This window comes from Mesorhizobium sp. HAY1-8B, from assembly GCF_056868045.1.
The window spans coordinates 927,154-952,519 of sequence record NZ_CP200321.1 but is presented as its reverse complement, the minus strand read 5'-3'; the positions used below and the strand labels follow the sequence as shown (position 1 = coordinate 952,519).

32 protein-coding genes are annotated in these 25,366 nt (G+C 64.4%); 11 read left to right on the top strand and 21 right to left on the bottom strand.

Annotated features, from left to right (window positions below; translation table 11 throughout):
- Positions 1-103: 103 nt before the first annotated feature.
- The 8 genes from AC1VON_RS04805 to AC1VON_RS04770 form a co-directional block, all read right to left on the bottom strand.
- Positions 104-724: a 2,3-bisphosphoglycerate-dependent phosphoglycerate mutase gene (locus AC1VON_RS04805; RefSeq protein ID WP_172221636.1), complete on the bottom strand. Its 621-nt coding sequence runs from the start codon at positions 722-724 to the stop codon at positions 104-106.
- A gap of 38 nt (positions 725-762) precedes the next feature.
- A complete protein-coding gene (gene dapB / locus AC1VON_RS04800) occupies positions 763-1,584 on the bottom strand; it encodes a 4-hydroxy-tetrahydrodipicolinate reductase (protein WP_483120689.1) in 822 nt (273 codons plus the stop codon).
- Complete coding sequence (locus AC1VON_RS04795; protein WP_483120687.1) at positions 1,581-3,437, bottom strand: ABC transporter ATP-binding protein; 1,857 nt, start codon at positions 3,435-3,437, stop codon at positions 1,581-1,583. Before AC1VON_RS04795 ends, dapB begins: the two co-directional genes overlap by 4 nt.
- A 138-nt stretch (positions 3,438-3,575) precedes the next feature.
- Complete coding sequence (locus AC1VON_RS04790) at positions 3,576-4,601, bottom strand: glucokinase (RefSeq protein WP_172347695.1); 1,026 nt, start codon at positions 4,599-4,601, stop codon at positions 3,576-3,578.
- Between the two features lie 188 nt (positions 4,602-4,789).
- Complete coding sequence (mepA, locus tag AC1VON_RS04785) at positions 4,790-5,863, bottom strand: penicillin-insensitive murein endopeptidase (protein ID WP_483120685.1); 1,074 nt, start codon at positions 5,861-5,863, stop codon at positions 4,790-4,792.
- A gap of 146 nt (positions 5,864-6,009) precedes the next feature.
- Positions 6,010-6,909 carry an SDR family oxidoreductase gene (locus tag AC1VON_RS04780; RefSeq protein ID WP_483120683.1) on the bottom strand — a complete coding sequence of 300 codons (900 nt, stop codon included), beginning with the start codon at positions 6,907-6,909 and terminating at the stop codon, positions 6,010-6,012.
- Positions 6,906-8,060 carry a tRNA epoxyqueuosine(34) reductase QueG gene (gene queG, locus AC1VON_RS04775; RefSeq protein ID WP_483120681.1) on the bottom strand — a complete coding sequence of 385 codons (1,155 nt, stop codon included), beginning with the start codon at positions 8,058-8,060 and terminating at the stop codon, positions 6,906-6,908. Before queG ends, AC1VON_RS04780 begins: the two co-directional genes overlap by 4 nt.
- Entirely contained in the window at positions 8,041-8,733 is a 693-nt protein-coding gene (locus tag AC1VON_RS04770) for a glutathione S-transferase family protein (RefSeq protein ID WP_010912586.1), read from the bottom strand. The genes queG and AC1VON_RS04770 overlap by 20 nt, the downstream gene beginning before the upstream one ends.
- A gap of 160 nt (positions 8,734-8,893) precedes the next feature.
- Between AC1VON_RS04770 and AC1VON_RS04765 the strand changes: the two genes are divergently transcribed.
- On the top strand, positions 8,894-9,700 hold the full coding sequence (locus tag AC1VON_RS04765) for an undecaprenyl-diphosphate phosphatase (RefSeq protein ID WP_483120680.1): 807 nt from the start codon (positions 8,894-8,896) through the stop codon (positions 9,698-9,700).
- Positions 9,701-9,881: 181 nt separating this feature from the next.
- On the opposite strand, the gene AC1VON_RS04760 is transcribed toward AC1VON_RS04765, so the two are convergent.
- Together AC1VON_RS04760 and rsmI are read right to left on the bottom strand one after the other, a co-directional pair.
- Positions 9,882-10,259, bottom strand: a complete 378-nt coding sequence (locus tag AC1VON_RS04760; RefSeq protein WP_483120679.1) for a YraN family protein — start codon at positions 10,257-10,259, stop codon at positions 9,882-9,884.
- The gene (gene rsmI / locus AC1VON_RS04755; protein ID WP_483120678.1) at positions 10,252-11,163 is read right to left on the bottom strand and encodes a 16S rRNA (cytidine(1402)-2'-O)-methyltransferase; all 912 of its coding nucleotides are present in this window, start codon (positions 11,161-11,163) and stop codon (positions 10,252-10,254) included. The genes AC1VON_RS04760 and rsmI overlap by 8 nt, the downstream gene beginning before the upstream one ends.
- Before the next feature lie 168 nt (positions 11,164-11,331).
- On the opposite strand from rsmI, the gene AC1VON_RS04750 reads away from it, so the two are divergent.
- The 3 genes from AC1VON_RS04750 to AC1VON_RS04740 are packed head-to-tail and all read left to right on the top strand — an operon-like array spanning position 11,332 to position 12,395.
- A complete protein-coding gene (locus AC1VON_RS04750; protein WP_483120677.1) occupies positions 11,332-11,517 on the top strand; it encodes a hypothetical protein in 186 nt (61 codons plus the stop codon).
- 7 nt (positions 11,518-11,524) lie between these two features.
- Positions 11,525-11,713 (top strand): hypothetical protein, encoded by a 189-nt coding sequence (locus AC1VON_RS04745; RefSeq protein ID WP_483120675.1) that lies wholly within the window; start codon positions 11,525-11,527, stop codon positions 11,711-11,713.
- Between the two features lie 55 nt (positions 11,714-11,768).
- Positions 11,769-12,395 carry a hypothetical protein gene (locus AC1VON_RS04740; protein WP_483120674.1) on the top strand — a complete coding sequence of 209 codons (627 nt, stop codon included), beginning with the start codon at positions 11,769-11,771 and terminating at the stop codon, positions 12,393-12,395.
- Here the strand turns inward: AC1VON_RS04740 and AC1VON_RS04735 are convergent.
- The 5 genes from AC1VON_RS04735 to rph are packed head-to-tail and all read right to left on the bottom strand — an operon-like array spanning position 12,337 to position 15,643.
- Positions 12,337-12,660: a low molecular weight protein tyrosine phosphatase family protein gene (locus tag AC1VON_RS04735; protein WP_483120673.1), complete on the bottom strand. Its 324-nt coding sequence runs from the start codon at positions 12,658-12,660 to the stop codon at positions 12,337-12,339. The genes AC1VON_RS04740 and AC1VON_RS04735 overlap by 59 nt on opposite strands.
- A 3-nt stretch (positions 12,661-12,663) precedes the next feature.
- On the bottom strand, positions 12,664-13,827 hold the full coding sequence (gene hemW, locus AC1VON_RS04730) for a radical SAM family heme chaperone HemW (protein ID WP_483120671.1): 1,164 nt from the start codon (positions 13,825-13,827) through the stop codon (positions 12,664-12,666).
- Positions 13,828-13,838: 11 nt separating this feature from the next.
- Positions 13,839-14,501: an RdgB/HAM1 family non-canonical purine NTP pyrophosphatase gene (gene rdgB / locus AC1VON_RS04725; protein WP_483120670.1), complete on the bottom strand. Its 663-nt coding sequence runs from the start codon at positions 14,499-14,501 to the stop codon at positions 13,839-13,841.
- The gene (locus AC1VON_RS04720; RefSeq protein WP_483120668.1) at positions 14,501-14,911 is read right to left on the bottom strand and encodes a VOC family protein; all 411 of its coding nucleotides are present in this window, start codon (positions 14,909-14,911) and stop codon (positions 14,501-14,503) included. The genes rdgB and AC1VON_RS04720 overlap by 1 nt, the downstream gene beginning before the upstream one ends.
- A gap of 15 nt (positions 14,912-14,926) precedes the next feature.
- On the bottom strand, positions 14,927-15,643 hold the full coding sequence (gene rph / locus AC1VON_RS04715) for a ribonuclease PH (protein ID WP_172347709.1): 717 nt from the start codon (positions 15,641-15,643) through the stop codon (positions 14,927-14,929).
- 179 nt (positions 15,644-15,822) lie between these two features.
- Here rph and hrcA point away from each other — a divergent pair, with 179 nt between their 5' ends.
- From hrcA to AC1VON_RS04685, 6 genes are all read left to right on the top strand, one after another.
- Complete coding sequence (gene hrcA, locus AC1VON_RS04710) at positions 15,823-16,905, top strand: heat-inducible transcriptional repressor HrcA (protein ID WP_010912575.1); 1,083 nt, start codon at positions 15,823-15,825, stop codon at positions 16,903-16,905.
- A 40-nt stretch (positions 16,906-16,945) separates the two neighbouring features.
- On the top strand, positions 16,946-17,143 hold the full coding sequence (locus tag AC1VON_RS04705) for a hypothetical protein (protein ID WP_013892036.1): 198 nt from the start codon (positions 16,946-16,948) through the stop codon (positions 17,141-17,143).
- A 98-nt stretch (positions 17,144-17,241) separates the two neighbouring features.
- A complete protein-coding gene (locus tag AC1VON_RS04700; protein WP_483120665.1) occupies positions 17,242-18,609 on the top strand; it encodes a PQQ-dependent sugar dehydrogenase in 1,368 nt (455 codons plus the stop codon).
- Positions 18,610-18,734: 125 nt separating this feature from the next.
- Complete coding sequence (locus AC1VON_RS04695; RefSeq protein WP_483120663.1) at positions 18,735-19,352, top strand: LysE family translocator; 618 nt, start codon at positions 18,735-18,737, stop codon at positions 19,350-19,352.
- Positions 19,353-19,550: 198 nt separating this feature from the next.
- Entirely contained in the window at positions 19,551-20,531 is a 981-nt protein-coding gene (cysK, locus tag AC1VON_RS04690) for a cysteine synthase A (RefSeq protein WP_483120660.1), read from the top strand.
- Between the two features lie 141 nt (positions 20,532-20,672).
- Positions 20,673-21,299 (top strand): glutathione S-transferase family protein, encoded by a 627-nt coding sequence (locus AC1VON_RS04685; RefSeq protein WP_483120658.1) that lies wholly within the window; start codon positions 20,673-20,675, stop codon positions 21,297-21,299.
- A gap of 104 nt (positions 21,300-21,403) precedes the next feature.
- On the opposite strand, the gene AC1VON_RS04680 is transcribed toward AC1VON_RS04685, so the two are convergent.
- The 6 genes from AC1VON_RS04680 to AC1VON_RS04655 all read right to left on the bottom strand — a co-directional run bounded on the left by AC1VON_RS04680 (position 21,404) and on the right by AC1VON_RS04655 (position 24,490).
- On the bottom strand, positions 21,404-22,648 hold the full coding sequence (locus AC1VON_RS04680; protein ID WP_172352806.1) for an RNA polymerase sigma factor: 1,245 nt from the start codon (positions 22,646-22,648) through the stop codon (positions 21,404-21,406).
- Between the two features lie 25 nt (positions 22,649-22,673).
- Positions 22,674-23,042, bottom strand: a complete 369-nt coding sequence (locus AC1VON_RS04675; RefSeq protein WP_483120657.1) for a YciI family protein — start codon at positions 23,040-23,042, stop codon at positions 22,674-22,676.
- Complete coding sequence (locus AC1VON_RS04670) at positions 23,030-23,278, bottom strand: hypothetical protein (RefSeq protein ID WP_483120655.1); 249 nt, start codon at positions 23,276-23,278, stop codon at positions 23,030-23,032. Before AC1VON_RS04670 ends, AC1VON_RS04675 begins: the two co-directional genes overlap by 13 nt.
- 59 nt (positions 23,279-23,337) lie before the next feature.
- The gene (locus AC1VON_RS04665; RefSeq protein WP_483120653.1) at positions 23,338-23,811 is read right to left on the bottom strand and encodes a thiol-disulfide oxidoreductase DCC family protein; all 474 of its coding nucleotides are present in this window, start codon (positions 23,809-23,811) and stop codon (positions 23,338-23,340) included.
- A gap of 179 nt (positions 23,812-23,990) precedes the next feature.
- Entirely contained in the window at positions 23,991-24,131 is a 141-nt protein-coding gene (locus AC1VON_RS04660; RefSeq protein ID WP_013892047.1) for a hypothetical protein, read from the bottom strand.
- Positions 24,128-24,490, bottom strand: coding sequence for a hypothetical protein (locus AC1VON_RS04655; RefSeq protein WP_483120650.1), 363 nt, complete (start codon positions 24,488-24,490; stop codon positions 24,128-24,130). The genes AC1VON_RS04660 and AC1VON_RS04655 overlap by 4 nt, the downstream gene beginning before the upstream one ends.
- Between AC1VON_RS04655 and ku the strand changes: the two genes are divergently transcribed.
- A complete protein-coding gene (gene ku / locus AC1VON_RS04650; RefSeq protein WP_172352807.1) occupies positions 24,489-25,358 on the top strand; it encodes a non-homologous end joining protein Ku in 870 nt (289 codons plus the stop codon). The genes AC1VON_RS04655 and ku overlap by 2 nt on opposite strands.
- Positions 25,359-25,366: the final 8 nt, after the last annotated feature.

Genomic DNA, 25,366 nt, shown 5'->3' with positions numbered 1-25,366 from the left:
TCAACGCGCTTTTTGGACCATGATCCCTAAAGGTGGATTCGGCTTCCGCAAAAGTTCACCCCCCAAGCAAAGCTTCAGCCTCCGCTTGCCGACTCATGAACCCTCAGCTCTCCAGCACTTCCTTCGACGCAACGGTCGAATCGGCATTGAGCTGGTAGATGACCGGCACGCCGGTGCCGAGTTCCAGCTTGACGATCTCCTCGCCCGACTTGCCGTCCAGCGCCATGATCAGCGCGCGCAGCGAGTTGCCGTGGGCGGCGACCAGCACGGTGCCGCCGCGCAGCACGTGCGACTGCATGTCATGCAAATAGTAGGGCCAGACGCGGGCGCCGGTGTCCTTCAGGCTTTCGCCGCCGGGCGGCGGCACGTCGTAGGAGCGGCGCCAGACATGCACCTGCTCCTCGCCCCATTTCTTGCGGGCATCATCCTTGTTGAGGCCGGAGAGATCGCCATAGTCGCGCTCGTTGAGCGCCTGGTCGCGGATGGTCTTCAGATCGCTCTGGCCGACCGCGTCGAGAATGTGCTGGCAGGTCTTTTGCGCCCGCGTCAGCGCCGAGGTGAAGGCGATGTCGAACTTCAGCCCGCGCGCCTTGAGTTTTTGCCCGGCGGCCTTGGCCTCGGCATGGCCCTGCTCGGTCAGGTCGACGTCGCGCCAGCCGGTGAACAGGTTCTTCAGATTCCATTCGCTCTGGCCATGGCGCACGAGCACGAGGGTTCTCGACATATTTGCTCCTACAATCCCTACAAGGTGGATGGTCCGCCTCAGCTCAGGCCGAGCACGTCCCGCATCGAATACAGTCCCGGCTTCTTGTCCCGTGCCCACAGCGCCGCCTTGACCGCGCCGCGGGCGAAGATGGCGCGGTCCTCGGCATGGTGGGACAGCGTGATGCGTTCGCCGGTGCCGGCCAGGATGACGCTGTGGTCGCCGACCACCGAGCCGCCGCGTAGCGTGGCGAAGCCGATCGAGCCTTCCTTTCGCACACCCGTATGGCCGTCGCGTGAACGCACGTCGTTGCCGGCCAGCGCGATGCCGCGCCCGGTGGCGGCGGCCTCGCCGAGCAGCAATGCTGTGCCCGACGGCGCGTCGACCTTGTGCTTGTGGTGCATTTCGAGGATCTCGATGTCGAAATCGCCAGCGTCGAGCGCGCGCGCCGCCTGTTCGACCAGCACCGCCAGCAGATTGACGCCGAGGCTCATATTGCCCGACTTGACGATCGTGGCATGGCGCGCCGCCGCTGCGATCCTGGCATTGTCGTCGGCCGAGCAGCCGGTCGTGCCGATGACATGGACGATGCGCGCCTGCGCCGCGTAGCCGGCGAATTCGACTGATGAGGTCGGCGTGGTGAAATCGAGCACGCCGTCGGCCTTGGCGAAGACCGGCAGCGGATCATCGCTGATCGGTACATTGATAATGCCGATGCCCGCCAGTTCGCCGGCATCCTTGCCCAGGTAGGGCGAATCCGCGCGCTCGACAGCGCCGATGACGCGAGCGCCCGGAATGGTATGGATGGCGCGGATCAGCGTCTGGCCCATGCGGCCGGCTGCGCCCACCACCACCAGGCCCATATCGCCTGCTTCGCTCATGTGCTCCTCACAGCGGTCTTCTTCGCACGCGTGGCTCGGACCGGAGTTTGGATCGGCTTGCTGTCATCGACAAGCCCCAGCCCCTTCTTGCCCTGGATGCGGTGGAAGCGGGAATAGATGCTGTCCGGGTCGGCCATCAGCGTCGCATGGGTGCCTTCCTCGACCAACCGTCCCTCTTCCAGCACGATGATGTGGTCAGCATTGACCACCGTCGACAGCCGATGCGCTATGACGATGGTCGTGCGGCCTTCCATGACATGGGTCAGCGCTTCCTGGACGCGCGCCTCCGCCTCGTTGTCGAGTGCCGATGTCGCCTCGTCGAGCAGCAGGATCGGTGCCTGGCGCACGATGGCGCGGGCGATCGAGACGCGCTGGCGCTGGCCGCCGGAAAGGGTCGAGCCGCCTTCGCCGACCGACGTATCGTAACCTTGCGGCTGCTGGCGGATGAACTCGTCGGCTGCCGCCTGTTTCGCCGCCTGCTCGATCTCGGCGTCCGTGGCCGACAGCCGGCCGTAGCGGATGTTGTCGCGGATCGTGCCCTCGAACAGATAAGGCGCCTGCGCCACATAGGCGATCGACTGCCGCAGCGAATGCTTGGTCACCTTCGAGATGTCCTGACCATCGACCTCGATGCTGCCCTGGTCGACGTCGTAGAAGCGCTGCAAGAGCGCCACCAAAGTCGACTTGCCGGAGCCCGACGCACCGACGATGGCCGTGACCTTGCCGGCCGCGGCGGTAAAGCTCAGGTCCCTCAGCACCGGCATGTCGGCGTTGTAGCCGAACGTCACATTGTCGAAGCGCACTTCGCCGGTGGTGATCCTGGCCTCGACAGCGTCGGGCGCATCGCCCTGTTTCGGCTCCAGGTCGAGCAACTCGTAGATCATGCGCGCATTGACCAGCGCCCGCTCCATCCCGACCTGCGTGCGCGCCAGGCGTCTTGCCGGGTCGTAGGCCATGATCAGAGCGGTGATAAAGGAAAACACCGCACCCGGCGGTTGCCCAAGCACCAACGCCCGGTAGCCGGAATAGGCAAGCACGGAGGTAATGGCGAGACCGCCCAGAATCTCGGAAATTGGCGACAGCCGCTCCGAGACGCGGGCAATCTTGTTGTTACGCTGCTCGGCCGTGTCGGCCATGATGCCTATGCGGCGCGCCAGCTCGGCCTCCAAGGTGAAGGCCTTGACGATGGCGATGCCTTGCGTGGCCTCCTGCACGGACCCGTTCAGCCTAGAATTGATCAACACGGATTCCCGGTTGATACGCCGCAGTCGGCGGGTGATGTAGACGACGGCCCAGATCAGCGGAGGCCCGATCAGCAGCGAGCTGAGCGACAACACCGGATCCTGGTAGATCATGACGCCGACGAGAGCGACCAGCGTGACCGCGTCGCGGCTGATGGAGGTCAGTGTCAGCGACAGCAGGTCGCGAACGCCGCCGACATTCTCGCTGACCTGTGCCGCCAGCCGACCGGAACGCGTATCGTTGAAGAAGTTGACGCCAAGCTTCATCAGATGGTCGAAGGCGCGCTTCTGGTAGCGCGCGACCAGATTGTTGCCGATCTTGGCCAACGCGACTGCCTGGCCGTAACCGGCGAAGCCGCGCAGCAGGGAGGCTCCCATGAAACCGGCGCAGATCCAGACGAGCATATCGCCGCGCCGTTCGTAGAAGATCTGGTTGATCATCGGGGCCATGATCCACGCCGTGAAGGCAGTGGTGCCGGAAACAATCAGCAAGCAGCTGACGGCAACGACATAGGTCCAACGATACTCGTTGCCGTTTTCAGCCAGGATGCGGCGGAGCACCGCCGTGACCTCGCCGGGCCGGACTTTTTGTTTGGGGGCTTGAAGTGTCAAATCAGGAGCGCTTTGTGGTTTTCCGCCTCGTAGGATCGGGCTGCGAATTCGGCACCCCTCTTAACGTCATGAGGCCGGCTTGCCTATGCCCGCGGCTGATTAACTTCGTCGCGGGGTCCGGGCGCTTCGCGCTGGCTTTCAGGCCTGCCAGCGGCGGCCCGCCGTCTGGACGCCGAACAGGGAGGGGTTTCGGGCATAGGCGGCAAGGCCCAGAAGTGCCGCCAGCGGATGGGTGATGACATAGACGGGCATGGTGCGCATCAGCGCGCTGTGCGGCGCCTTGTCCTCGAAGGCGGCGCGGAAATTGCCTTCCTTCAGCGCCGGCACGATCTTTTGCGCGATGCCGCCGGTCAAAAACACGCCGCCACGGCTCATGAACACCAAGGCAAGGTCACCCGCCGTGCGCCCGAGGCAGGTGACGAAGGTCTCCAGCGCTTCCTGCGCCACCGGATCGGTCTTGGCCAGTGCGGCACCGGTGATCTCCGCCGGCGTGGTAAAGGGCGACGGTTTGCCGTCCGCCGTGGCCACCGCCCTGTAGACGTTGACCAGGCCCCGCCCGCACAGGATCTGCTCGCCGGAAATGCGGCCCTCGAGCTTCTCTATATGCGGGAAAACCTCGAAATCGCGCGGCGTGCGCGGGCCGATGTCCATGTGGCCGCCTTCGCCGGGCACCGGTATCCAGTGGCGCAGCGCATAGACCAGCCCGGCAACGCCGAGCCCGGTTCCCGGGCCAAGCACGACGCGACCGGCATTGGGCTCCGGCGCGCCGCCGCCGATCTTCTCCATATGCTCTTCGCCCAGCGCCACGACGGCCAGCGCCTGCGCCTCGAAATCATTGAGCACGACGATGTCGCTCAGGCCAAGACTGGCGAACATCTGCCTCGGCCTGACGACCCATGGGCAGTTGGTGAGCTCGATCTCGTCGCCATCGACCGGACCAGCCACCGCCAGGACCGCCGAATTCGGGCGGACCGACGAGCGGTCGAGAACGGCCGCCTGGATCGCCTCGTCGATGGTGTTGTAGTTGGCGGTCTGCACGATGGCCGGCTCGCCGGCCTCGGAATTGGCGTCGAGCACGATCGAGAAGCGCGCATTGGTGCCGCCAATGTCGCCGATCAGGATCGGGAACCGCAACGACGTGTCGGTATCGCTTACGCTTGGCATGCTCTGGTCCGTCCCCGGCGCCTCTGACGGCGTTTCGCCGTTCTTCCGTTGACTAGCGTATGAGTTTGAAAAGGGAAACGGTTTTCGAACCCGGCAACTCGCGCAGTGCGGTTCTGAGGCCAAACGGCCACTATTTCGCGTAAAACGGGCCGCTAAACCGATTGAGCCGATCGATGGCGCAGCGGCGATCACTTCACGGGCGGCCGTGGCCGAGGAACGGGCGCGCCCATTCTGGGCGTCGCCGCGAAAGCATTTGCCGCGCTTGGCAAATCGCCACTGGCCGTGCTGGCAGGCTGCGACGGTGCTTCCGGTCCGGGCGCGGCGACCGCGACCGGCATGGCGCCGCCGTGATAGGTCGCCGCCTCGGCCGAGGCCGGACCGGGCGCGTCAAGCACGGCGCGGCATTCCTTGGGCAGGTTGGCCATCGTCATCACGTCGCGTGCCTTCGGCGCGTCCGGGTTCTTGTTGGGACGCCACGGTTCTTCCGTGAACCACCAGGCCAGCGGCTTGCCGCAGCCGTCATCGTCCGGCGTCGCGTCCTGCGCCTTGCAGTTGGGCGAGCCCGGCTGGCAGCCGATGCGCATGTGGAAATGATAGTCGTGGCCCCAGAACGGCCTGATCTTGCGCAGCCAGGTGCGGTCGCCCTTGACGGTGTCGCAAAGCTTTTTCTTGATGCCCGGATTGACCAGGATGCGCTCGACCTCGGGGTAGCTCGCGGCGCGTTTCAAAAGCGCGGTGTGCTGCGGCTTCCACAGCGCGTCCTTCACCAGATGCGTCTTCTCGTCGACCATCAAGGTGGCGCTCATCGATTCGCGCTGCGCGATCGACAGCGGCCGGCTGGGCATCGGCGTCAGCCAGATATCGGCGTCGAGACCGATCTGATGCGAGGCGTGGCCGGTCAGCATCGGACCGCCGCGCGGCTGCGAAATGTCACCTATGAGCAAGCCTGGCCAGCCGTCGGCCGCAGCGTCACGTGAAAGCTTCTCGATTACGGCGATCATCGCCGGATGGCCCCAGCGGCGGTTGCGGGACGGCCGCATCACCTCCCAGGTCGGGCCATCCATGGGAATGGCGACGCCGCCGGCAAAACAGCCCTTGGAATAGAAGCCGATCGACTGCGCCGCGGTCGCTGCCGGCAGTTTTTCCGCGCCGAACAGGTCTTTTGCCCGTTCCTCTGCCATTGCCGGCTGCACGGCGAGGCCAAGCAAACCGAGCACCGCTGCCAGCAGTGATTTCTTGCCGAGCCGCATCGCTGTCTTCATGAAACCGGATCCCCACCGCAATCCCAGGCCCGAATCATAGCACGCAACGCACGACGCTTCGATCGATAGAGCGGCTCACCGCTCTATCTCTTTGTTTTGACGCAATTCCGGACGGAAAACCGCTTCACACTTTTCCTGGAATTGCTTTAGCGCTTCATCGGGCTGCGTGCCTCGCCGTCGCGCCAGTCACCGCTTGCCCACATATGGTCGAAGGCGACGCGGTAGTCCGGAAAGCGAAAGCGATAGCCCGCCGCCTTGATCGCCGCATTGGCGACACGCTTGTTCTCGCCATAGAAGGACCGCGCCATGGGCGAAAGTTGGGCGGCGTCGAAAGGAATTTCCGGCGGCGGCTCGACGCCCATCAGCGACGCGGCATAGGAAACGACATCCTGCGGCGGCGCCGGCTCATCATCGGTGACGTTGAAAATGCCGCCTGTGTTGCCTGCGATGAGCCGCCAGAGCGCGCCGGCAATGTCGTCGCAATGAATGCGGTTGAACACCTGGCCGGGCTTGACCAGCCGCCGCGCCGTGCCGTTCTCCAGATTGACCAGCGCATTGCGGCCCGGACCATAGATGCCGGACAGGCGCAGGATCGCCACCGGCCGGCCGATATGTTCGCCGAGCTTCAGCCACGCCTGCTCAGCCTCGACCCGCATGACGGAGCGTTTCGACACCGGTCGGCACGTGGCCGTTTCATCGACCCAGGCGCCGCCATGGTCGCCATAGACACCGACCGTGGAGAGATAGCCGATCCATTGCAGCGCTGGCATCCCCGCGATTGCGTCGCGGGCGGCATTCAGCACGGGATCGCCGGCCGCTTCGGGAGCGATTGAAATCACCAGATGCGTCGATTTCTCCAGCGCCTCGCTGATTTCGCCCGTCAGCGTGCCATCGAACGGCAGCGGAGCGATGCCGGCCTGGCGTAGTGCCGCGAATTTTTCCTCGGACCGCGTCGTGCCGAAGATCATGGCAGCCCCCGCATTGGCGCGGGCAAAGGCCCTGCCCGAATAGCCGGCGCCGAAGATGAATATCCGCTTTTCACTCATGCATGCGTCCTGTCTGGCCGCGCCAGGCGCCATTCCTCGCGCACGACGCCATCGCTTTCGGTGTTCAGGCCGCTCGCGGCCCGCTCGGAATATTCGGCATCGGACACCAGCCGCGCCAGCGCCCATATTGCCGCGCCGCGCACCAGCGGCGAGGCGTCGCCGAGCAGCGCACGCACGATGCCGGCCAGGGCGGCCTCGCCGGAATTGCCAGCGGCGATCAGCACGTTGCGGATGAAACGATCGCGGCCGATGCGCTTTATCGGTGACCCCGAGAAGAAGGCGCGGAAGGCCGCGTCGTCCAGTTCGAGCAGTTCGGCAAGCGGCGGCTCGCGCAAATCGGCGCGCGCGACGAGCTTTGCTTCGGAGGCTACCTGGGCGAACTTGTTCCAGGGGCAAGCGGCCAGACAATCGTCGCAGCCATAGATGCGGTTGCCGATCTTTTCGCGGAATTCATGCGGGATCGGCCCTTTGTTCTCGATGGTGAGGTACGAGATGCAGCGCCGCGCATCGAGCCGGTAGGGCGCGGGGAAGGCATCGGTCGGGCAGGCGTCCAGGCAGGCGCGACAGGAGCCGCAATGGTCGATCTCGGCGCGGTCGGGCGCAAGTTCGGCCGTGGTGAAGATGGTGCCGAGGAACAGCCAGGAGCCGTGCTCGCGGCTGACCAGATTGGTGTGCTTGCCCTGCCAGCCAAGGCCCGCGGCTTGCGCCAGCGGCTTTTCCATCACCGGTGCGGTGTCGACGAAGACCTTCACGTCGCCGCCGGCGCGCGACACGATCTTGCCGGCGATTTCCTTCAGCCGGCCCTTCATCACATCGTGATAGTCGCGATTCTGCGCATAGACGGAGATAGCGCCCCGGTCGTGGCGGGCCTGCAGGTCGCGCGGATCATGGTTGGGGCCGTAATTCATCGCCAGCACGACGATCGAGCGCACTTCAGGCCAAAGCGTGGAAGGCTCGCTGCGCCTTTCCAGTGTCTCGGCGATCCAGTCCATCGAGCCGTGAAAGCCGTCGGCGACGAATTCGGCCAGGCGGGCCGGGGCCAGCGGGATCGCATCGGGAGTGGTGACGGCAATGTCATCGAAGCCGGCGCGATACGCCTCCGCGTCGATCAGCGCGCGCAGTTTTGCGGCGTCAGAAGTCGAGGTCCGCATAATGCGACACCGGCGACAGGCCGCGCACACGGTCGGTCAGGAGCGGCCGGAAGGAGGGCCGCGACTTAACCCTGGTGTACCATTCGCGCGCAGCGGCGTGTTCGCGCCAATCGATCTCGCCGAGATAGTCGAGCACCGACAGCGTCGCGGCGGCGGCGAGATCGGCATAGGTGACCCTGCCGCCGGCCAGCCAATGGCGGGTGCCGGCCAGCCAGTTGGTGTATTTCATATGCTGGCGGATGTTGGCGCGCGCGGCGCGGATGGCGCCAGAATCGGGCGAACCGCCGCCGGCCGTTTCCGGCATGATCGGCTTCAGCACGCGCTCGCGCACCAGATGGCGGGTGACTTCGCTTTCGGCCTTGTTCAAGTACCAGTCGATCAGCCGGCGGATTTCGGCGCGCTGCATCGGGTCCTCGGCGAACAGCCGCTTGTCGCGCTTCAAGACGCCGCGCGTCTCGTCGAGATATTCCGAGATCACGGTCGCGCCGACGATCGGCACGTCGCCTTCGGCGAGCAGGATCGGCAGCGTGCCGGCCGGGTTCAGCGCCAGGAATTCCTTGCGCCGCGTCCACGGCTTTTCCTCGATCAGCGCCAGCTCCTCGCCATACTCGCCAAAGGCGAGGCGGACGAAGCGGCAAGTTGCGAACATGGGATGGTGGAAAAGCGTCAGCATGGTTCCGCGATGATAAAGCGCACTGGCGAATCGCAGGGCGCACCGGTAAGTCTTGGCCGCCCGGTTAGCGGGCCGTCAGGGTGTTGCGACCTATAGGGGCAGTTCAACGCCATGACAAGCAAGCCGTTCTGTTAGCCGTCGCGCAAAAGCCGAGGTAGCCATGGAAAGCCAGACCTTCGTCGAAGCCCTGCTGCTCGGCCTGCTGGAAGGACTGACCGAATTCATACCGGTCTCCTCGACCGGACATATCCTGCTTGCCGGCCATTTCCTGGGCTTCCATTCGACCGGCAAGGCCTTCGAGATCCTGATCCAGCTCGGTGCGATCCTGGCGATCCTCAGCGTCTACTTCCGCCGCCTGTGGCAGATGCTGCTCGACCTGCCGCACGACCGGCTGACGAGGCATTTCGTGATCGGCATCCTGATCGCCTTCCTGCCGGCGGCGATCATCGGCGCGCTGGCGCATGACTTCATCAAGACGGTGCTGTTCGAATCGCCGAGGCTGATCTGCATCATGCTGATCATCGGCGGCGTCATCCTGCTGGTGGTGGACCGCATGAACCTGAACCCGGTCTATCGCGACGTCGAGCGGTTCCCGACCAGGCTTTACCTGCAGATCGGGCTTTTCCAGTGCCTGTCGCTGATCCCCGGCACCTCACGCTCCGGCTCGACCATCGTCGGCGCGCTGCTTCTGGGCGTCGACAAGCGGGCGGCGGCGGAATTTTCCTTCTTTCTCGCCATTCCGACCATGGTCGGCGCCTTTGCCTTCGACCTGTTCAAGAACCGCAACGTGCTGACCTCAGCCGACCTGCCGGTCATCGCCATCGGCTTCGTCGCCGCCTTCGTCACCGCGCTCTTCGTGGTGCGCTTCCTGCTCGATTACGTCTCGCGCAACGGCTACTCGCTGTTCGGCTGGTGGCGGCTGGTGGTGGGGATTGTCGGATTGCTGGCGTTGATGGTTTGGGGGTGAGGCGTGTTCCGCGAAGCGGACGAAAAGCCAATTGCTTGGCTTTCCGAGCGACGAACGGTGAAGGCCCGGTCCGCCTTCGGGCGGATCAGAAGGTCCAGTGGACTTTTTTTGAAGGAGACTGAACGCCCGAAGGGCAGGGAGCCTGCGAAGGGCGATCAACGCCCGTAGGTAAGCCCTCTCCCTAACTCCTCCCATAAAACGCGTTCTCGACATGCACCGGCCAGTGCCATGGCAGCACCGCGACCATGTCGAAGCGCATCGACAGCCTGCCATAATCCGCCTGGCGCGACAGCCAGATGTCCGCCGCCGCCTCGATGCGGCGCTCCGATTCATGGCTGATCGCCTCCATGGCTTCCATCAGCGTGCGGCGCGCCTTGACCTCGACGAACAGCACCAGGTCGCCGCGCCGCGCGATCAGGTCGATCTCGCCGAAACGGGTGCGGTGGCGCCGCGCGAGAATCCGGTAGCCCTTCAGCATCAGCGCGGCCGCCGCCAGCCATTCGCCGTGATGGCCGCGCCGATAGGCCTTCTGGCGGCTGGCGCTGGGGCGCTCAGCCACTACCCTCTCCGGAAGCGTCCTTGAGTTCCAACAGCCGCCGATAGAGGGCCTGCTTCTGGCCTCCGGTCATCTTGGCGGCTTCCGCCGCTGCCTTGGAAGCCGGCATTTCGGCGGCGAGCGACAAGAGCAGGCGGTCGATATCCGCCGGCTCGTCCGCCTTGGCCTCGGCGGGACCGATGCAGACGACGACCTCGCCCTTCGGCGTGTCGGCCGCGGCATAGTGGTCGGCCAGCACCCGCAGCGTGCCGATACGCATTTCCTCGAAGGTCTTGGTCAATTCCCTGCCGATAGCAGCCTTTCGCTCGCCGCCCAACGCCTCGACCATGGCGCCCAGGGACTCGGCCAGCCGGCGCGGCGATTCAAAGAAGATCAGCGTTGCCGGCACCGCCTTCAGCGCTTCCAACCGCGCCAGCCGCTGGCCTGATTTCACGGGCAGAAACCCGGCGAACAGGAAGGCGTCCGACGGCAGGCCGGACGCTGTCAGCGCGGCAAGCGGGGCCGACGGACCAGGGATCGGCACGACACGAATGCCGTGGTCGATCGCCTCGCCGACCAGCCGGTAGCCGGGATCGGAGACGAGCGGCGTGCCGGCATCGGAAATCAGCGCCACGCTCTGGCCGGCCTGAAGGGCCGCGATCAACTTCGGTCCGGCCTCGCCGGCATTGTGCTCGTGATAGGCCGTGGTGCGGCGTCGAATGCCGTAGCGGTCGAGCAATACGCGCGACACCCGCGTGTCCTCGCAGGCGACGATGTCGGCGGCGGCCAGCGTCTCCAGCGCGCGCAGCGTGATATCGGCGAGATTGCCGATCGGCGTCGCCACCAGATAGAGCGCCGGCTCGAGCGGACGGGCCACGATCTCGGTCTGCCCGACCACATAGCTGCGCTTGCCCGTCTCGTCTGTCACCGATGCCGTCTCCGTTCAGCCCTGTTTGGCCTGCCAAATCTTGTTTGGCATGGCTGGTGCCGGCTTGCAAAACTCACGCCGATGTAAGGTAACCGCCATTCCTTCGCCACAGTAGGGAACGAAACCGGGTTTGGCAGATTTAGCCCCTGATTCCCAAGGGAGGACAGGATGGACAGCCTGAAGATACAGGACGCTTTCGCGCCCTACTATGCCGGCCGCAAAAGTACCTCCCTGCCCAGGGACAAGCGCCTGCCTGCCGAGAACGACGCCAGCCTGACCAAGTGGGCCGCCAAGCCCTTGCCCACCAATGTCAGGCTTTCCGACAACAAACCAGACAGCACGACGGAGCACTGACCGAACGATGCCCAATCGCTTCGATATCTTCATCACCCGTCTTGAAACGAAAAGCGCCAGGGAAGGCGTGCCCCCGCATCCGATGAACGACCAGCACAGCGTTCGCCGCGAAAAGGCTGACGCCAAACCGGCCCGGAACGGAGAGGTGCATTCCGAGAAGGATCGCGGCAAGCGCCGGTTCAAGCACGACGCCTGACGCGATCGCTCACAAATTGAGGCGCATCGGGACTGAAAAGCTGGTTGGTCCGCGAATGTTGGCCCTTGCGGTCGGCCTTGTCGCCTTCACGTCCTCAGCCGATACAAGAAACAACGCGGAGGCCGGCTCTTCATCAGCCTCCCGAAGCCCACGAACGATCAAGTTCAGGGCAACGGCGGCCAGTGGCCTCTTTGGCAAGACACTTTCGCTTCGAGGCGTGCTGGTCGGCGAAACCGAGGAACGGGAATTCGCGAGAATTCGCTACCCGGCGCTCAACCAACCTATTTCCAGTCGGGACTGGATAACCGTCGAAGGTCTCTCCGCAGCCTACCTGCAACTGGACATTGATCCGCAATTCGCGATGCCGGGCATCCACCTGCATATGCGTTCAGACGATCCAGCCACATCACACTACATGTTCCATAAAGTTGGCGAACAATGGATCCAGGCGCCGCGGGCCATAAAGATCGACGTGTTTTCCTACGCAGGCTGTGGTCTCACCCAACAATCCTGGGAGGACGGCGGCGATTTTCACCATCAGGATTTCTTCTTTGAAGTCGACTCGGGTCCGGATTGCGCGGTGGCCGACGCGTCATGGTCAGGCACGCGCGGCAAGCCACTAGTCATCCCAGATATCGCGAGACCTTGGCCTCGAGAATCCGGATCAGCTCCGGATCCATGAATTCATAATCATCCGGTATGTCGAGGCAGATAACCCGAGCATGCTTCAGGCTCATCTTGAATTTCTTCTGCAGCTTGGCGCGATGCGCCTTTTCCATGACGAAGATGATGTCGGCCCAGGCGACAAGCTGATGCGTCAGCGGCGTATCCGCGTCATGGTTGGTTCCCGCCGACGCGACCTCGATATCCCGACGCTTTGAAAACACCTGCTCGGCGGTCGGACTGCGCAGGCGGTTCTGGCTGCAGACGAAGAGGATATTCTTCAAGGATCAGCGTGCCAGGTCGGCCACCACGGCGTCGAGCACGATCATGCCGGCCGGCGTGGCGCGCAGCCGCGCATTGCCGATCGGCGCCACCAGCCCCTCGCCCTGCAGCATGGACAGGCGCGCGCTCGACAGGCCGCGCCCGGAAAACGCCTCGTAGCACGAGAGGTCGATGCCTTCGGCGAGTCTCAGTCCCATCAGCAGGAATTCGTCGGCCTCTTCCGAGCGGGTCAGGATCTCGCCGCCGGTAACGCCATGGCCCTTGGCCTCGACAAGATTGGCCCAGGTTTCCGGCATCCGCTCGGCTATCGTCACCGTGCGGCGGCCATTCTCGACGAAGCGGCCATGCGCGCCGGGACCGACACCGACATATTCGCCATAGCGCCAGTAGGTCAGGTTGTGCCGGCTCTCGGCGCCCGGCCTGGCGTGGTTGGAAATCTCGTAGGCCGGCAGGCCATGCGCCGCCGTTATCTCCTGCGTCAGCGCATAGAGGTCGGCGGCGTGGTCGTTGTCGGGAATGATGAACTTCTTCGCCGCATGCAGCGCATGGAAGGGCGTGCCTTCCTCGATGGTCAGCTGGTAGAGCGACAGATGGTCGGCGGCATGGCCGATCGCCTGTTCGAGCTCGGATGCCCAGGCCTCCGGCGTCTGGCCAGGGCGGGCGTAGATCAGGTCGAAGGACAGCCTTGGGAATATTTCCCGCGCGAGGCCGATGGCGTGCAGCGCTTCGTCGACATTGTGCAGCCGGCCGAGGAAGCGCAGATCCTTGTCGTTCAGCGCCTGCACGCCGAGCGAGACGCGATTGACGCCCGCCGCCCGGTAGCCGCGAAAGCGCTCGGCCTCGACCGAGGACGGGTTGGCCTCCAGCGTCACCTCGATGCCTTCAGGCACCGTCCAGTTCCTCGCCACGGCGTCCAGGACCCTGGCCACCGTTTCCGGCTTCATCAGCGACGGCGTGCCGCCGCCGAGAAAGATGCTGGTCACCTCGCGCGCCCCGGTGCGCTGGCGCATCGTCGCCAGTTCCGCCTCGAAGGCGGCGGCAAAGCGCTCCTGGTCGACCGGCTGGTGGCGGACATGGCTGTTGAAGTCGCAATAGGGGCACTTGGCCGCGCAAAACGGCCAATGGATGTAGACGCCGAAGCCAGGCGCCCGATCGAGCGGCATGGTCATGCCGGATCCAGTCATGCCGAGCCCAATCGCGGCAAATTCAATCGCGCCTGGGCGAATTTCTGGAAAGCGCGGGCACGGTGCGACAGCGCCGTCGCCTGGCCCGGTTTCCAGCCGTGTTTTTCCTCGGCACTCATCTCGCCGAAGGTTTTCTCGAAGCCATTGGGCAAGAACACCGGATCATAGCCGAAGCCAAGCTCGCCGCGTGGCGGCCAGACCAGCGTGCCTTCGGCCTCGCCGCGGTAATATTCGGCTTCGCCGTCGGGAAAGGCGAGGCAAATGACGGCGACAAAGCGGCCCTTGCGCTGTTCCGGCAGAGCGGCGCCGACTTCCTGCAGCGCCACTTCGGTGCGCTGCATGGCCATGGCGAAGTCGCGCGATCCGTCCGGTGTTTCGGCCCAGTTGGCGGTGTAGACGCCAGGCGCGCCGTCGAGCGCGTCGACGCAGAGGCCCGAATCGTCCGACAATGCCGGCAGGCCGGTCGCTTGCGCGGCGGCCAGCGCCTTGATGTAGGCATTCTCCTCGAAAGTGGTGCCGGTCTCGTCCGGCTCCGGCAGGCCATAGTCCTTCGCCGACTTCGCTTCGAAGCCGAATGGCCCCATCAGATCGGCGAATTCGCGCAGCTTGCCGGCATTGTGGCTGGCGACGACGATCTTCTTTCCATCAAGAGAATGCATCAAAGGCCCCAGATTCTTGGCTCGGCGAACTCGATCGAATTGCCCGAGGGGTCGCGTATATAGAGCGAACGGCCGCCCTGCGGCCATTCGAATTCGCTTTCGATGGCAATTCTTTTTGCCTCCAGATGAGCTTTCCAAGCCGCGATTTCCGTAGCGCTCGCCGCGAAGCAGAGATGACCTTCGCCGACCGTGCCATGCGGCGGCACTTTCAGCCGGGCATCCGGTGCCGGAGGTATTTTGGTCGCCTCGGCATTGAAGACCAGCAGCACGCCTGGCCCGCAGCGGAAGAAAAGATGTCTGCCGTCCACCTTGCCGAGCAGGTCGAGGCCGAGCACGCCGACATAGAATTCTTCCGCCGCCACCAGATCGGTGACGTACAGGGCTGATTCAAGGATGCCGGAGGGGGTCACCAGAAAATCGATGGCTTACGCCACCGCCATCTGCTGCAGGCTGACCAGGCGCTGAATGCCTTTCTTGGCCAGGCCCATCAATTCCGCGAACTGCTCTTCCGAGAAAGGCTCGCCCTCGGCGGTGCCCTGGATCTCGACAATACCGCCCTTGCCGGTCATGACGAAATTGGCGTCGGTGCCGGCCGAGGAATCCTCGAGATAGTCAAGATCGATGACCGGCTGGCCGTCATGGATGCCGCAGGAAATCGCCGCCACATGGTCCTTCAACACCTTGGTGACGCTGGCCATCTGCCGGGCTTCCATCCAGCGCAGGCAGTCATGGAGCGCCACCCAGCCGCCAGTGATCGAGGCGGTACGGGTGCCGCCATCGGCCTGGATGACGTCGCAGTCGACGGTGATCTGCTGTTCGCCCAGCGCCTGCAAATCGACCACGGCGCGCAGCGAACGGCCGATGAGGCGCTGGATTTCCAGCGTGCGGCCGCCCTGCTTGCCGGCGGAGGCCTCGCGGCGCATGCGCTCGCCGGTCGAGCGCGGTAGCATGCCGTATTCGGCCGTCACCCAGCCCTTTCCGGAATTGCGCATCCAGCCGGGCACCTTTTCCTCGAGGCTCGCCGTGCACAGGACATGGGTGTCACCGAACTTCACCAGGCACGAGCCTTCGGCGTGTTTGGAGACGCCGCGCTCGAAGGAGATGGCGCGCATTTCGTCGAATTGGCGTTTGGAGGGGCGCATTCGGGCTTCTTTCCAGTCATTTTTCGGAATCGTGGCCGGCTTTTAGACGCATGGGGGGCAGCGCGCAAAGGAAAACGGACCGGTGATCTGACACAGACACCCGGGATGATCCGACACAGAGACCGGGTTGCGCCCGCCGTGCCGAAGTCTATATCCTGAACAAGGAGGTTTTTGGCCGAATGACCAAGGCAATCGATCCCGGTTCGCAACCGCTTGCACTGCAATCACTCGACATGCGCTCACGCGACATCTTCCGGCGCATTGTCGATTCCTATCTCAGGGATGGCGAGCCGGTGGGCTCGCGCAGCCTGTCGCGCATCCTGCCCTCCTCGTTGTCGCCGGCCACCATCCGCAATGTGATGAGCGACCTCGAGCACCTCGGACTGATCTACGCGCCGCACATCTCGGCCGGCCGGCTGCCGACGCAGGCCGGCCTGCGTTTCTTCGTCGATGCCTTCATGGAGCTTGGCGACCTTTCCGACGAGGAGCGCCGCACCATCGAGGCACAGGTACGGGCCTCCGGCTCGGGCGCGACGCTGGAGCACATGCTGACCGAGGCCAGCCAGATGCTGTCGGGCATGTCGCGCGGCGCCGGCCTGGTGCTGGCCGCCAAGAACGAGGTGGCGCTGAAGCATATCGAATTCATCCAGCTGGAACCGACCAAGGCGCTTGCCGTGCTGGTGTCGCAGAATGGCGACGTCGAGAACCGCGTTGTCGAACTGCCGGCCGGCATCACCGTCTCGCAGCTGCACGAGGCCTCGAACTTCCTCAACGCCCATATCCGCGGCCGCACGCTGGCCGAGGCGCGGACCGAGATCGCCCGCATCAAGGAAGAGACGCGAGCCGCTCTCGACACGCTGTCGCAGGACCTTGTCGAGAAGGGCCTTGCGGTGTGGGCGGGCGCCGAAAGCGGCCTGCCGGCACGGCTGATCGTACGCGGCCGCGCCAACCTGCTCGAAAACGTCACCGCCCAGGCCGACATCGAACTGCTGCGGCATCTGTTCGAGGACATGGAGACGCAGGACGGGCTGATCCAGCTGCTCGACCTCGCCGAGCAGGGATCGGGCGTGCGCATCTTCATCGGCTCGGAAAACAAGCTGTTCTCGCTGTCCGGCTCGTCGCTGGTCGTCGCGCCCTATCGCGACAAGGATGCCCGCGTCGTCGGCGCGCTCGGCGTCATCGGCCCGACGCGGCTGAATTACGCCCGCATCGTGCCGATGGTCGATTATACCGCGCAGCTGATATCGCGCATGTTAAGGTAGCGCCCCGGACAGCAAAAGACGGGCAGCAAGGAGAAAAAGAATGGCGCTCGAAGAATTCAAGGCCCGGATCAGCCTGCTGCTCGAGGAGATGGTCAACCAGCCGGAAGACCAGCACGAAATCCAGGAACAGCTGCGCGAAAAACTGCGGGAGATGCGCGCCATGGGCCTGCCCCTGCCCGCGGATCTCGTCGCGCTGGAAAAACGCCTCGACGACGATTTCTACGCTGCCGGGACATAGGCCGGAAACCGGTCTTTCGCTTCCTCAACGGATCGTATGAGGCGGAACTTCTGGACAGACCTGCCGTTGGTTTCCTTCGCGACCAGATGGAGGACAAGATGATCCGATTGGCCGGCCTGGCGCTTCCAGCGCTCCTTCTCGCGACAGCGGCATTCGCACAGCAGGCGGACCAACCGGTGCTGAAAGGCGCGGCCGCCTTCGGCGACTGGCGCGCCGACAAGCCAGGTGTGCGCCGCCTGATCAAGCCGGAAGACCTGCCGAAGCCCTATGTCACCAAATCCGCCTCGAACAGCGCCGGGCTCGCCGACATGCCGGCAGGCGCGAAGCCGCAACTGCCGCCGGGATTCTCGGCCGAGCTGATCGCGGCGGGCATCGACAATCCGCGCGTCGTGCGCGTCGCGCCGAACGGCGACCTGTTCGTCGCCGACAGCGAAGCCAACCAGATCCGCGTCTATCGCCTGTCCAAGGACAGTGCCAAGCCCGCCGAAGACGCCATCTTTGCCCGCAATCTCAACCAGCCCTATGGCATCGCCTTCTATCCGCCGGGCAATGACCCGCAATGGGTCTATGTCGCCAACAGCGACAGGATCGTGCGCTTTGCCTACCGCAATGGCGAACTGAAGGCGGCCGGAGAGCCGCAAACCATCGTCGACAAGATTCCCTCGAACCATCACTGGACGCGCGATATCGCCTTTTCGCCTGACGGCAAGACGCTCTATCTGTCGGTCGGCTCGGGTTCGAATATCGCCGAGGACATGGGCAAGGCGCCGGATGGCGGCCTCGAAGCGTGGGTGAAGTCGAAGCCGCTTGGCGCGACATGGGGCTCCGAGGACGGCCGCGCCGACGTGCTGGCCTTCGACCCGGACGGCAAGAACGGCCGCATCGTCGCCACCGGCCTGCGCAACTGTTCGGGCATGACCGTGCAGCCGGCGACCGGGGTGCTGTGGTGCGTCGTCAACGAGCGCGATGCGCTCGGCGACAATGTGCCGTTCGAGTACGCGACATCCGTCAAGGACGGCGCCTTCTATGGCTGGCCCTGGTACTATATCGGCGACAATGAGGATCCGCGCCACAAGGGAGCGCGGCCCGATCTCTCCGGCAAGGCAACCATTCCCGATGTGCTGATGCAGGCGCATTCGGCGCCGCTCAATATCGCCTTCTACGACCGCGAGGATTTTCCGGCCGGCACCGGTTTTCCCCAGGACTACAGGGGCGACGCCTTTGTGGCCCTGCACGGTTCGTGGAACCGTGGCAACAGGACCGGCTACAAGGTCGTCCGATTGCTGTTCAAGGATGGCAAGCCGACCGGCGAATACGAGGATTTCATGACCGGCTTCGTGGTCTCCAATGGCGAGGTGTGGGGTCGGCCGGTGGGCGTGGCGGTGGCGAGCGACGGTGCCCTGATCGTCACCGAGGACGGCAACGGCACGATCTGGCGCGTGACCTATGGTGGCGCCCGCTCCTGAGGGTTCTTGCTCGGCCCCCTCACAGGGCGAAGGCCGCGATGTCTGGTGCAATGGATTCCGAACCCAAGGGAATTCAACGGTGGCCCGCTCCATGCGATAAAGCTCTCCGATCCGAGACCGAAACCATGACCCTCACCGGCTTCCTCACCTACAGCGCCGCCCTTGGCATCGCCGCCGCCATCCCCGGCCCCGGCATCACCGCGCTTGTCGCGCGTGCGCTCGGCTCCGGCTTCCGCTCGTCGCTGGCTATGTTCTTCGGCCTGATGGTCGGCGACCTCACCTATCTGACCGCCGTGGTGCTTGGCCTCGCCTTTGTCGCGCAGACCTTCGGCATGGTGTTCCTAGCGATCAAATGGGCCGGCGTCGCCTATCTGGCATTTCTGGGCTGGCGCTTCTGGACCGCCGGCATCACGCCCGAAACGGTTGAGGCCAGGAAGGGCAAGGGCGGACTGGTTTCGAGCTTTATCGCCGGCCTCGCCGTCACGCTCGGCAATCCCAAGACGATGATCTTCTACCTCGCCATCACGCCGACCATCGTCGACCTGAAGACCATCACGCTGGCCGACTACGGCATTCTCGCCGCGCTGACGGTCGTCGTCCTGTTCGTCGTGCTGGTTCCTTACCTGGCGCTGGCCGCCAAGGCGCGCTGGTTCCTGAAATCGCCACGCGCCCTGAAGGTGCTGAACCGCACCGCCGCCGGCTTCATGGTCGGCGCCGCCGCAGCGATCGCCGCCCGCCAGTAGCACCCTTTCAGCCAAAACATTCCGAGGTCAGGCTTTTCCGCGAAATGCTTTTCCGGGACAAGGGCGTTTTAGACACAGGCCCCACTCGGATATTTCCGGCCGACAGCTTATGTTGCGCGGCTGAAAGCCCTATCTTGCCGGCTGCAATGCCACTTGCCTGAAATTCTCCACTTGCCTGAAATTCTGGGAGCGAAACCAATGAACAAGCCCGTCACCCCCGCCCGCGCCCCCGGCCGCGGCCGCATCTACAGTTCCATCACCGACACGATCGGCGACACGCCCCTGGTACGGCTCGACAAGTTCGCCAAGGAAAAGGGGATCGTCTCCAACCTCGTGGCCAAGCTCGAATTCTTCAACCCGATCGCCTCGGTCAAGGACCGCATCGGCGTGGCGATGATCGAGGCACTGGAGGCGGCAGGCAAGATTTCCCCCGGCAAGACGACATTGATCGAACCGACGTCGGGCAATACCGGCATCGCGCTCGCTTTCGCCGCCGCCGCCAAGGGCTACAAGCTGATCCTGACCATGCCGGAGACGATGTCGGTCGAGCGCAGAAAAATGCTGGCGCTGCTCGGTGCCGAACTGGTGCTGACCGAAGGTCCTAAAGGCATGAAGGGCGCCATCGCCAAGGCCGACGAGCTGGCCGCGACGATCCCCAACGCCGTCATTCCGCAGCAGTTCGAAAACCCCGCCAATCCGGAAATCCACCGCAAGACGACAGCGCAGGAAATCTGGAACGACACCCAGGGTGAGGTCGACATCTTCGTCGCCGGCATCGGCACCGGCGGTACCATCACCGGCGTCGGCCAGGTGTTGAAGAAGCACAAGCCATCTGTGCATGTCGTTGCCGTCGAGCCGGAAGCCTCGCCGGTGCTGTCGGGCGGCCAGCCCGGCCCGCACAAGATCCAGGGCATTGGCGCCGGCTTCGCGCCAAAGATCCTCGACACCACGATCTATGATGAGATCGTCAAGGTTTCCAACGAGGATTCGGTGGCCAATGCGCGTCTCGTCGCCCGCCTCGAAGGCGTGCCGGTCGGCATTTCGTCGGGTGCTGCCCTGCAAGCGGCAATCGTCGTCGGCTCGCGGCCCGAGAACAAGGGCAAGACCCTGGTCGTGGTCATTCCCGACTTCGCTGAACGCTACCTGTCGACGATCCTGTTCGAAGGGCTGGGGGCGTAATCCGCCCCCCTTCGACGAACCGCCGCTCCTCGCTGGACCGTTCAAAAGGCTTCCGTGGCGCCAGCGATCCGGCTTGAGCAGCACCCTGCTTCCGGTTCATATCGCCCACGGCCTGCTTTGCGCGGGCCGGGGGAGGAATTCATGTACAAGCTCTATACCCGTCCGGGCAGCGGCGGCTTCGTTGTCGAGGCCGCGCTGGCGCTGGCGAACGCGCCGTTCGAGCAGATCGACGTGCCGAAGTCCGACCGGCCCGATCCGGCATTCCTCGACATCAGCCCGCTGAACCAGGTGCCGGTGCTGACCTTGCCGGACGGGCGCTCGATGACCGAATCGGCGGCGATCTGTATCCTGCTTGCGGAACGCCATCCCGAGGCCAGCCTGGCGCCGGCGATCGACGCGCCGGCCCGCGTCGAGTTCCTGCGCTGGATGGCGTTCATGTCGTCGGTGCTCTACCCCGCGATCCTGCGGCTGTATTACGCCTATCGCTACACGGCCGATGCCGACGGCACGAAAGCCGTCAAGCAGGCGGCCGTCGCCGAGATGGACCGCGGCTTCGCCGTTCTCGATGCCGCCTTGCGCGGCCGTGGCTGGCTGGTGGGTGAGGCGATGTCGCTGGCCGACATCTATCTCGTCATGCTCGTGGCCTGGCATCCCGACATCGACAGCGCGCGGACGGCATGGCCTGATATTGAACGCTTGTGGGCGAAGCTGCGCGAGCATCCACTGCTGAAGACGCTCAACACGTCGCACGAGATGTGGCCGGGCTAGAGCAGTTCACCGTTTCATGGAAACGGCGAACTACCCTAACTCTTTGTTTTGACGCAATTCCGGACGGAAAACCGTTCACACTTTTCCTGGAATTGCTCTAAGGGTCAGTTTCGCAGCGCCGCGCGTTTGCCCTGCAGGAACCGGCGCACCGCCGGATCGCGTTCGAGGCCGATCGCCCTGTCATAGGCTTCGGTTGCCTGCGGCACCTGGCCAAGCCTGGCCAGGAGACCGGCCCGCGCCGCCCAGTAAGGCTGATACTCATTCAGCCGCTTGTCGTCACCCAGCACGTAGAGGGCCGCCAGCCCCGCCACGGCGCCCTCGGCCTCGGCGAGCGCCACCGCACGGTTGATCGCCACCACCGGCGATCCGGCGATCGAAAGCAAGGCGTCGTAAAGTTCACGGATCGCCACCCAGTCGGTGCGGCCGGTCAGCCGTCGCGCGGCGTGGGCGGACTGCACGGCGGCCTCAAGCTGGTAGCGGCCGACGACGCCGCTCGCCGCTGCATGGGACAGAAGCGCTTCCGCCTCATCGATGAGGGCGTGGTCCCACAGGTCGAAGTCCTGTTCGGCCAGCGGCACGAAGTCGCCTTCGGCGCTACGCCGGGCTGCACGGCGCGCCTCGGCAAACAGCATCAGCGCAAGCAGGCCAAGCGCTTCCGGCTCCTCCGGCATCAGCGTGGCGACCAGGCGGCCGAGCCAGATGCCTTCGGTGGCGAGGTTGCGCGCCCTAGTCTCCGTGCCGACCGGATCCGACCAGCCTTCGGCGAAAGCGGCATAGATCGCCTCCAGCACGGCATCCAGTCGTTCGCCGAGTTCGGCCCGCTCCGGCACGCGGAACGGAATGCCGGTTTCGCGGAGCCGCGTCTTGGCGCGCACCAGGCGTTGGCCCATCGTTGCCGGCGAGACCAGGAAGGCGGAAGCGATCGTCGCGGCATCGAAGCCGAGAATGGTCTGCAGGATCAGCGGCGCCCGCACGCCCGGTTCGATCGCTGGATGCGCGCAGGCAAACATCAGCCGCAGCCGTTCGTCGGGCAGATCCTCGTCGGTCATGCGCGCCTCCATCTCCTCGGCGATCAGCTTGAGATGATCGCGGGCGGCCTCCCGGGTGAGCCGCCGCCGAACCGCATCGACACGACGCCGACGCGCCACGGCCAACAGCCAGGCTTCCGGCTTTTCGGGCACGCCCGACTTCGGCCAGCGTTCGAGCGCCGCGGCAAAGGCATCGGCCAGCGCGTCCTCGGCGGCGGCCACGTCGCGCGTGCGCGCCGCGAGCCAGGCGACCAGCTTGCCATAGCTCTGCCGGGCGGCGGCCTCGGCGGCCGCCCGGGCGATCTCCGGGCGACTGTCCATCATATCGTCATTTCTGGGCACGCCGTCATTTCTTGGGCATGTAGTCGGCCATTTCCCAGATCGGCCGCAACTCGACCGCGCCGGTGCTGGCCGCCGGACAGCGTGCCGCCCATTCGATGGCGGCGTCGATATCGGCCGCCTCGATCATGTAGAAGCCGGCAAGCTGCTCCTTGGTATCGGCATAGGGACCGTCAATCACGTTGGTCTTGCCGTCGGTTATCCGCACCGAGGTGGTCGCCTGGCTCGGGCGCAGCCTTTCGCCGGCGAGCCATGCACCGGATTTCTTCAACGCTTCGGTATAAGCGGCATAGGCCGCGCTCATCTGCTGGGCCTTCTCGATCGGCGTGTTCGCCAGCGCGGCTTCGTCGCTGTTGATCAAAATCATGTATCGCATGGGTTCTTCTCCCGTGTTTCGAAGGCCGCGTCCTTGCGGGGCCAGACGTATGTCGCGCGGCGACGGTCGATTTCGACAGGACGCAGGAAAAACTTTCGGCCTTGATCGGGCACGACACAAGCCTTCCCGCCTTCGTCATGCCGGGGCGTAGCGGCCGCAAAGCGTGGCTCGCTCTCCAGCAATTGGATGATGCGTCCGCCAAAGGCGCCATAGCCGCCGACGATGAGAAGTTCCATGCACTGCTCCCCCAGAGCCACGGTTGAGGTTCATGCATGCCGTTGTTGGGCGACATGCATCAGCCAATCAGGCGACCGCGCAGTTCGGCCGACGGCACGTCACACCTGTCCCTCCTGCCGAACAGGGCGTAGCGATTTTTGGCGATGCGATCATACAGCCAGTCGCGCAGCGGTCTCGGCAGCAGCAACAGCACCTTGGCCGCCCGCCACGGCCAGCCGAGTTCCGACATCACGGCGACAAAGCTGTCCAGCCGCGTGAAGGCCGCGCCATCGACAAGGACGAGATTGGTTTCGTAAGCGTCCGTGCGCAGCCCATATTGCCGGAACAGCGCTTCGCCGAAGGGCGATTGAGCGGTGGCGAAGCGGAAGCGGTCCTGGCGATCGAGCCTGACCACCATGCGCACGAAGCCGGAGCACAGCAGGCACACGCCGTCGAAGACGATCAACGGATGGTTTGTGTCGAAGGGTTCAGAGAGACGGCTTGGGTTGGGCCGATTGGACGGGGACGGACTTGACTGGGAAAGGTCGGTCACGCTGGCCTCGGCTGCTCGTGTCCGGAGACACTAAGCCAGCCGGAGGCGGCATCAAAGACGCGGCGTTGTCGCACGCCGCTCGTCGGCGAAAGCCGGACGCTCGGCGCGATAGGTGGTGGCGCGGGAGTTGGCACCTGGCCGGCAGATCCGGCTGTTGTGGCGGCTCTCGAACGTCATGATCAGTGCGCGCCCAGCGAGGTGCCGCGACGGGCGCAAGCCGGACCCGGGCCGCGCATGTAGTAGCGCTCGGGCCGATAGGTCGGCGCGACGAATTCGCGGATGGCGGCGGCATAGCCGATGAGGTGCGTTAGGAAGTTCATTTTACCCGTCCCTGTCCCGATTTTCGGATGTCCCTTCCGAATTGCGCGAATGATAGCATCGAGGCGTGAATAGTCGGTGAACGTGATGTTAATTTCTGGTCGAAAACCCGTTGCTTCGTGGCCGGAATGCGGCTGATTCGGGGTGTTTCCATGCCTTTTGTCGCCATTCCGCCGAGTGTGACTTTTGCATCACATATGTTTCGTTTGAATGTCGCCTGCGCGCGGTTCTGTTTCAACTTCCAGCCAACGCGGGAAATTTTCGTGCGCGGAGCCCAGGGCGATGGCTTGCGCAGCAGCGTGCGGTTGGAACTGGAATGGAACTTGCTCGTTCTCGACCTGTCACCACGGGAGTTCGTCATGGCACCACGTCCAGCCTGGAAGGGCTATCTGAAGCTTTCGCTGGTCACTTGTGCCGTCGAACTGACCAATGTCGTCACCCATACGGAGCGCGTCTCGTTCCGGATTCTCAATCGCAAGACCGGCAACACGGTGAAGCGCATCTATGTCGATGCGCAAACCGGCAAGCCGCTTGCCGATGGCGACGAGATCAAAGGCTATGAATTGGACGATGGCGATTTCGTCCATATCGACGAGGACGAGATCGAGGCGGTGCAGATCGAATCCTCGCACACGATGAACCTGGACGGTTTCGTCGACAAAGCCTCGATCCAGCAGATCTATCTCGATACGCCCTATTATGTCGCGCCGGCCGACAAGGTGTCGGAGGAGGCTTTCGCCGTAATCCGCGATGCCATGGCAGGCAAGAAGATGGCCGGGCTGGCGCGCATCGTGCTCTATAGCCGGGAACGCCCCGTGGTCATCGAGCCGCTCGGCAAGGGCATGGTGCTGACGACGCTGCGCTACGACAACACGGTGCGCCAGCCGGACAGTGTGTTCGGCGAGATCAAGGCGGTGAAGACCGACCAGGAGATGACCGATCTGGCCGAACTGATCATCGACAAGAAGAAAGCGAAGTTCGATCCGTCGAAATTCGACGATAAATATGAGGACGCGCTGCTCGAACTGATCCGCGCCAAGAAGGCCGGCAAGAAAGCGCCCAAGGCCCAGGCGGCGCCTAAACCCTCGAACGTCGTCAACCTGTTCGATGCGCTGAAGAAGAGCCTTTCGTCGGATTCAGGCTCCACGAAAGCGTCGTCCGCGAAGGCCAAACCGGTGGCCAAGCGCGCCAAGCCGAAAGCGGCCGCGCCCAAGCGCAAATCGGCCTGAGGAAACAA

Coding starts and splice junctions, on each gene's coding strand:
- AC1VON_RS04805 (WP_172221636.1), bottom strand. CDS start 724: ATGTCGAGAACCCTCGTGCTCGTGCGCCATGGCCAGAGCGAATGGAAT.
- dapB (WP_483120689.1), bottom strand. CDS start 1,584: ATGAGCGAAGCAGGCGATATGGGCCTGGTGGTGGTGGGCGCAGCCGGC.
- AC1VON_RS04790 (WP_172347695.1), bottom strand. CDS start 4,601: ATGCCAAGCGTAAGCGATACCGACACGTCGTTGCGGTTCCCGATCCTG.
- mepA (WP_483120685.1), bottom strand. CDS start 5,863: ATGAAGACAGCGATGCGGCTCGGCAAGAAATCACTGCTGGCAGCGGTG.
- AC1VON_RS04780 (WP_483120683.1), bottom strand. CDS start 6,909: ATGAGTGAAAAGCGGATATTCATCTTCGGCGCCGGCTATTCGGGCAGG.
- queG (WP_483120681.1), bottom strand. CDS start 8,060: ATGCGGACCTCGACTTCTGACGCCGCAAAACTGCGCGCGCTGATCGAC.
- AC1VON_RS04770 (WP_010912586.1), bottom strand. CDS start 8,733: ATGCTGACGCTTTTCCACCATCCCATGTTCGCAACTTGCCGCTTCGTC.
- AC1VON_RS04765 (WP_483120680.1), top strand. CDS start 8,894: ATGGAAAGCCAGACCTTCGTCGAAGCCCTGCTGCTCGGCCTGCTGGAA.
- AC1VON_RS04750 (WP_483120677.1), top strand. CDS start 11,332: ATGGACAGCCTGAAGATACAGGACGCTTTCGCGCCCTACTATGCCGGC.
- AC1VON_RS04745 (WP_483120675.1), top strand. CDS start 11,525: ATGCCCAATCGCTTCGATATCTTCATCACCCGTCTTGAAACGAAAAGC.
- AC1VON_RS04740 (WP_483120674.1), top strand. CDS start 11,769: ATGTTGGCCCTTGCGGTCGGCCTTGTCGCCTTCACGTCCTCAGCCGAT.
- hemW (WP_483120671.1), bottom strand. CDS start 13,827: ATGACCATGCCGCTCGATCGGGCGCCTGGCTTCGGCGTCTACATCCAT.
- rdgB (WP_483120670.1), bottom strand. CDS start 14,501: ATGCATTCTCTTGATGGAAAGAAGATCGTCGTCGCCAGCCACAATGCC.
- rph (WP_172347709.1), bottom strand. CDS start 15,643: ATGCGCCCCTCCAAACGCCAATTCGACGAAATGCGCGCCATCTCCTTC.
- hrcA (WP_010912575.1), top strand. CDS start 15,823: ATGACCAAGGCAATCGATCCCGGTTCGCAACCGCTTGCACTGCAATCA.
- AC1VON_RS04705 (WP_013892036.1), top strand. CDS start 16,946: ATGGCGCTCGAAGAATTCAAGGCCCGGATCAGCCTGCTGCTCGAGGAG.
- AC1VON_RS04700 (WP_483120665.1), top strand. CDS start 17,242: ATGATCCGATTGGCCGGCCTGGCGCTTCCAGCGCTCCTTCTCGCGACA.
- AC1VON_RS04695 (WP_483120663.1), top strand. CDS start 18,735: ATGACCCTCACCGGCTTCCTCACCTACAGCGCCGCCCTTGGCATCGCC.
- cysK (WP_483120660.1), top strand. CDS start 19,551: ATGAACAAGCCCGTCACCCCCGCCCGCGCCCCCGGCCGCGGCCGCATC.
- AC1VON_RS04685 (WP_483120658.1), top strand. CDS start 20,673: ATGTACAAGCTCTATACCCGTCCGGGCAGCGGCGGCTTCGTTGTCGAG.
- AC1VON_RS04680 (WP_172352806.1), bottom strand. CDS start 22,648: ATGGACAGTCGCCCGGAGATCGCCCGGGCGGCCGCCGAGGCCGCCGCC.
- AC1VON_RS04675 (WP_483120657.1), bottom strand. CDS start 23,042: ATGCGATACATGATTTTGATCAACAGCGACGAAGCCGCGCTGGCGAAC.
- AC1VON_RS04670 (WP_483120655.1), bottom strand. CDS start 23,278: ATGGAACTTCTCATCGTCGGCGGCTATGGCGCCTTTGGCGGACGCATC.
- AC1VON_RS04660 (WP_013892047.1), bottom strand. CDS start 24,131: ATGAACTTCCTAACGCACCTCATCGGCTATGCCGCCGCCATCCGCGAA.
- ku (WP_172352807.1), top strand. CDS start 24,489: ATGGCACCACGTCCAGCCTGGAAGGGCTATCTGAAGCTTTCGCTGGTC.
- AC1VON_RS04655 (WP_483120650.1), bottom strand. CDS start 24,490: ATGACGAACTCCCGTGGTGACAGGTCGAGAACGAGCAAGTTCCATTCC.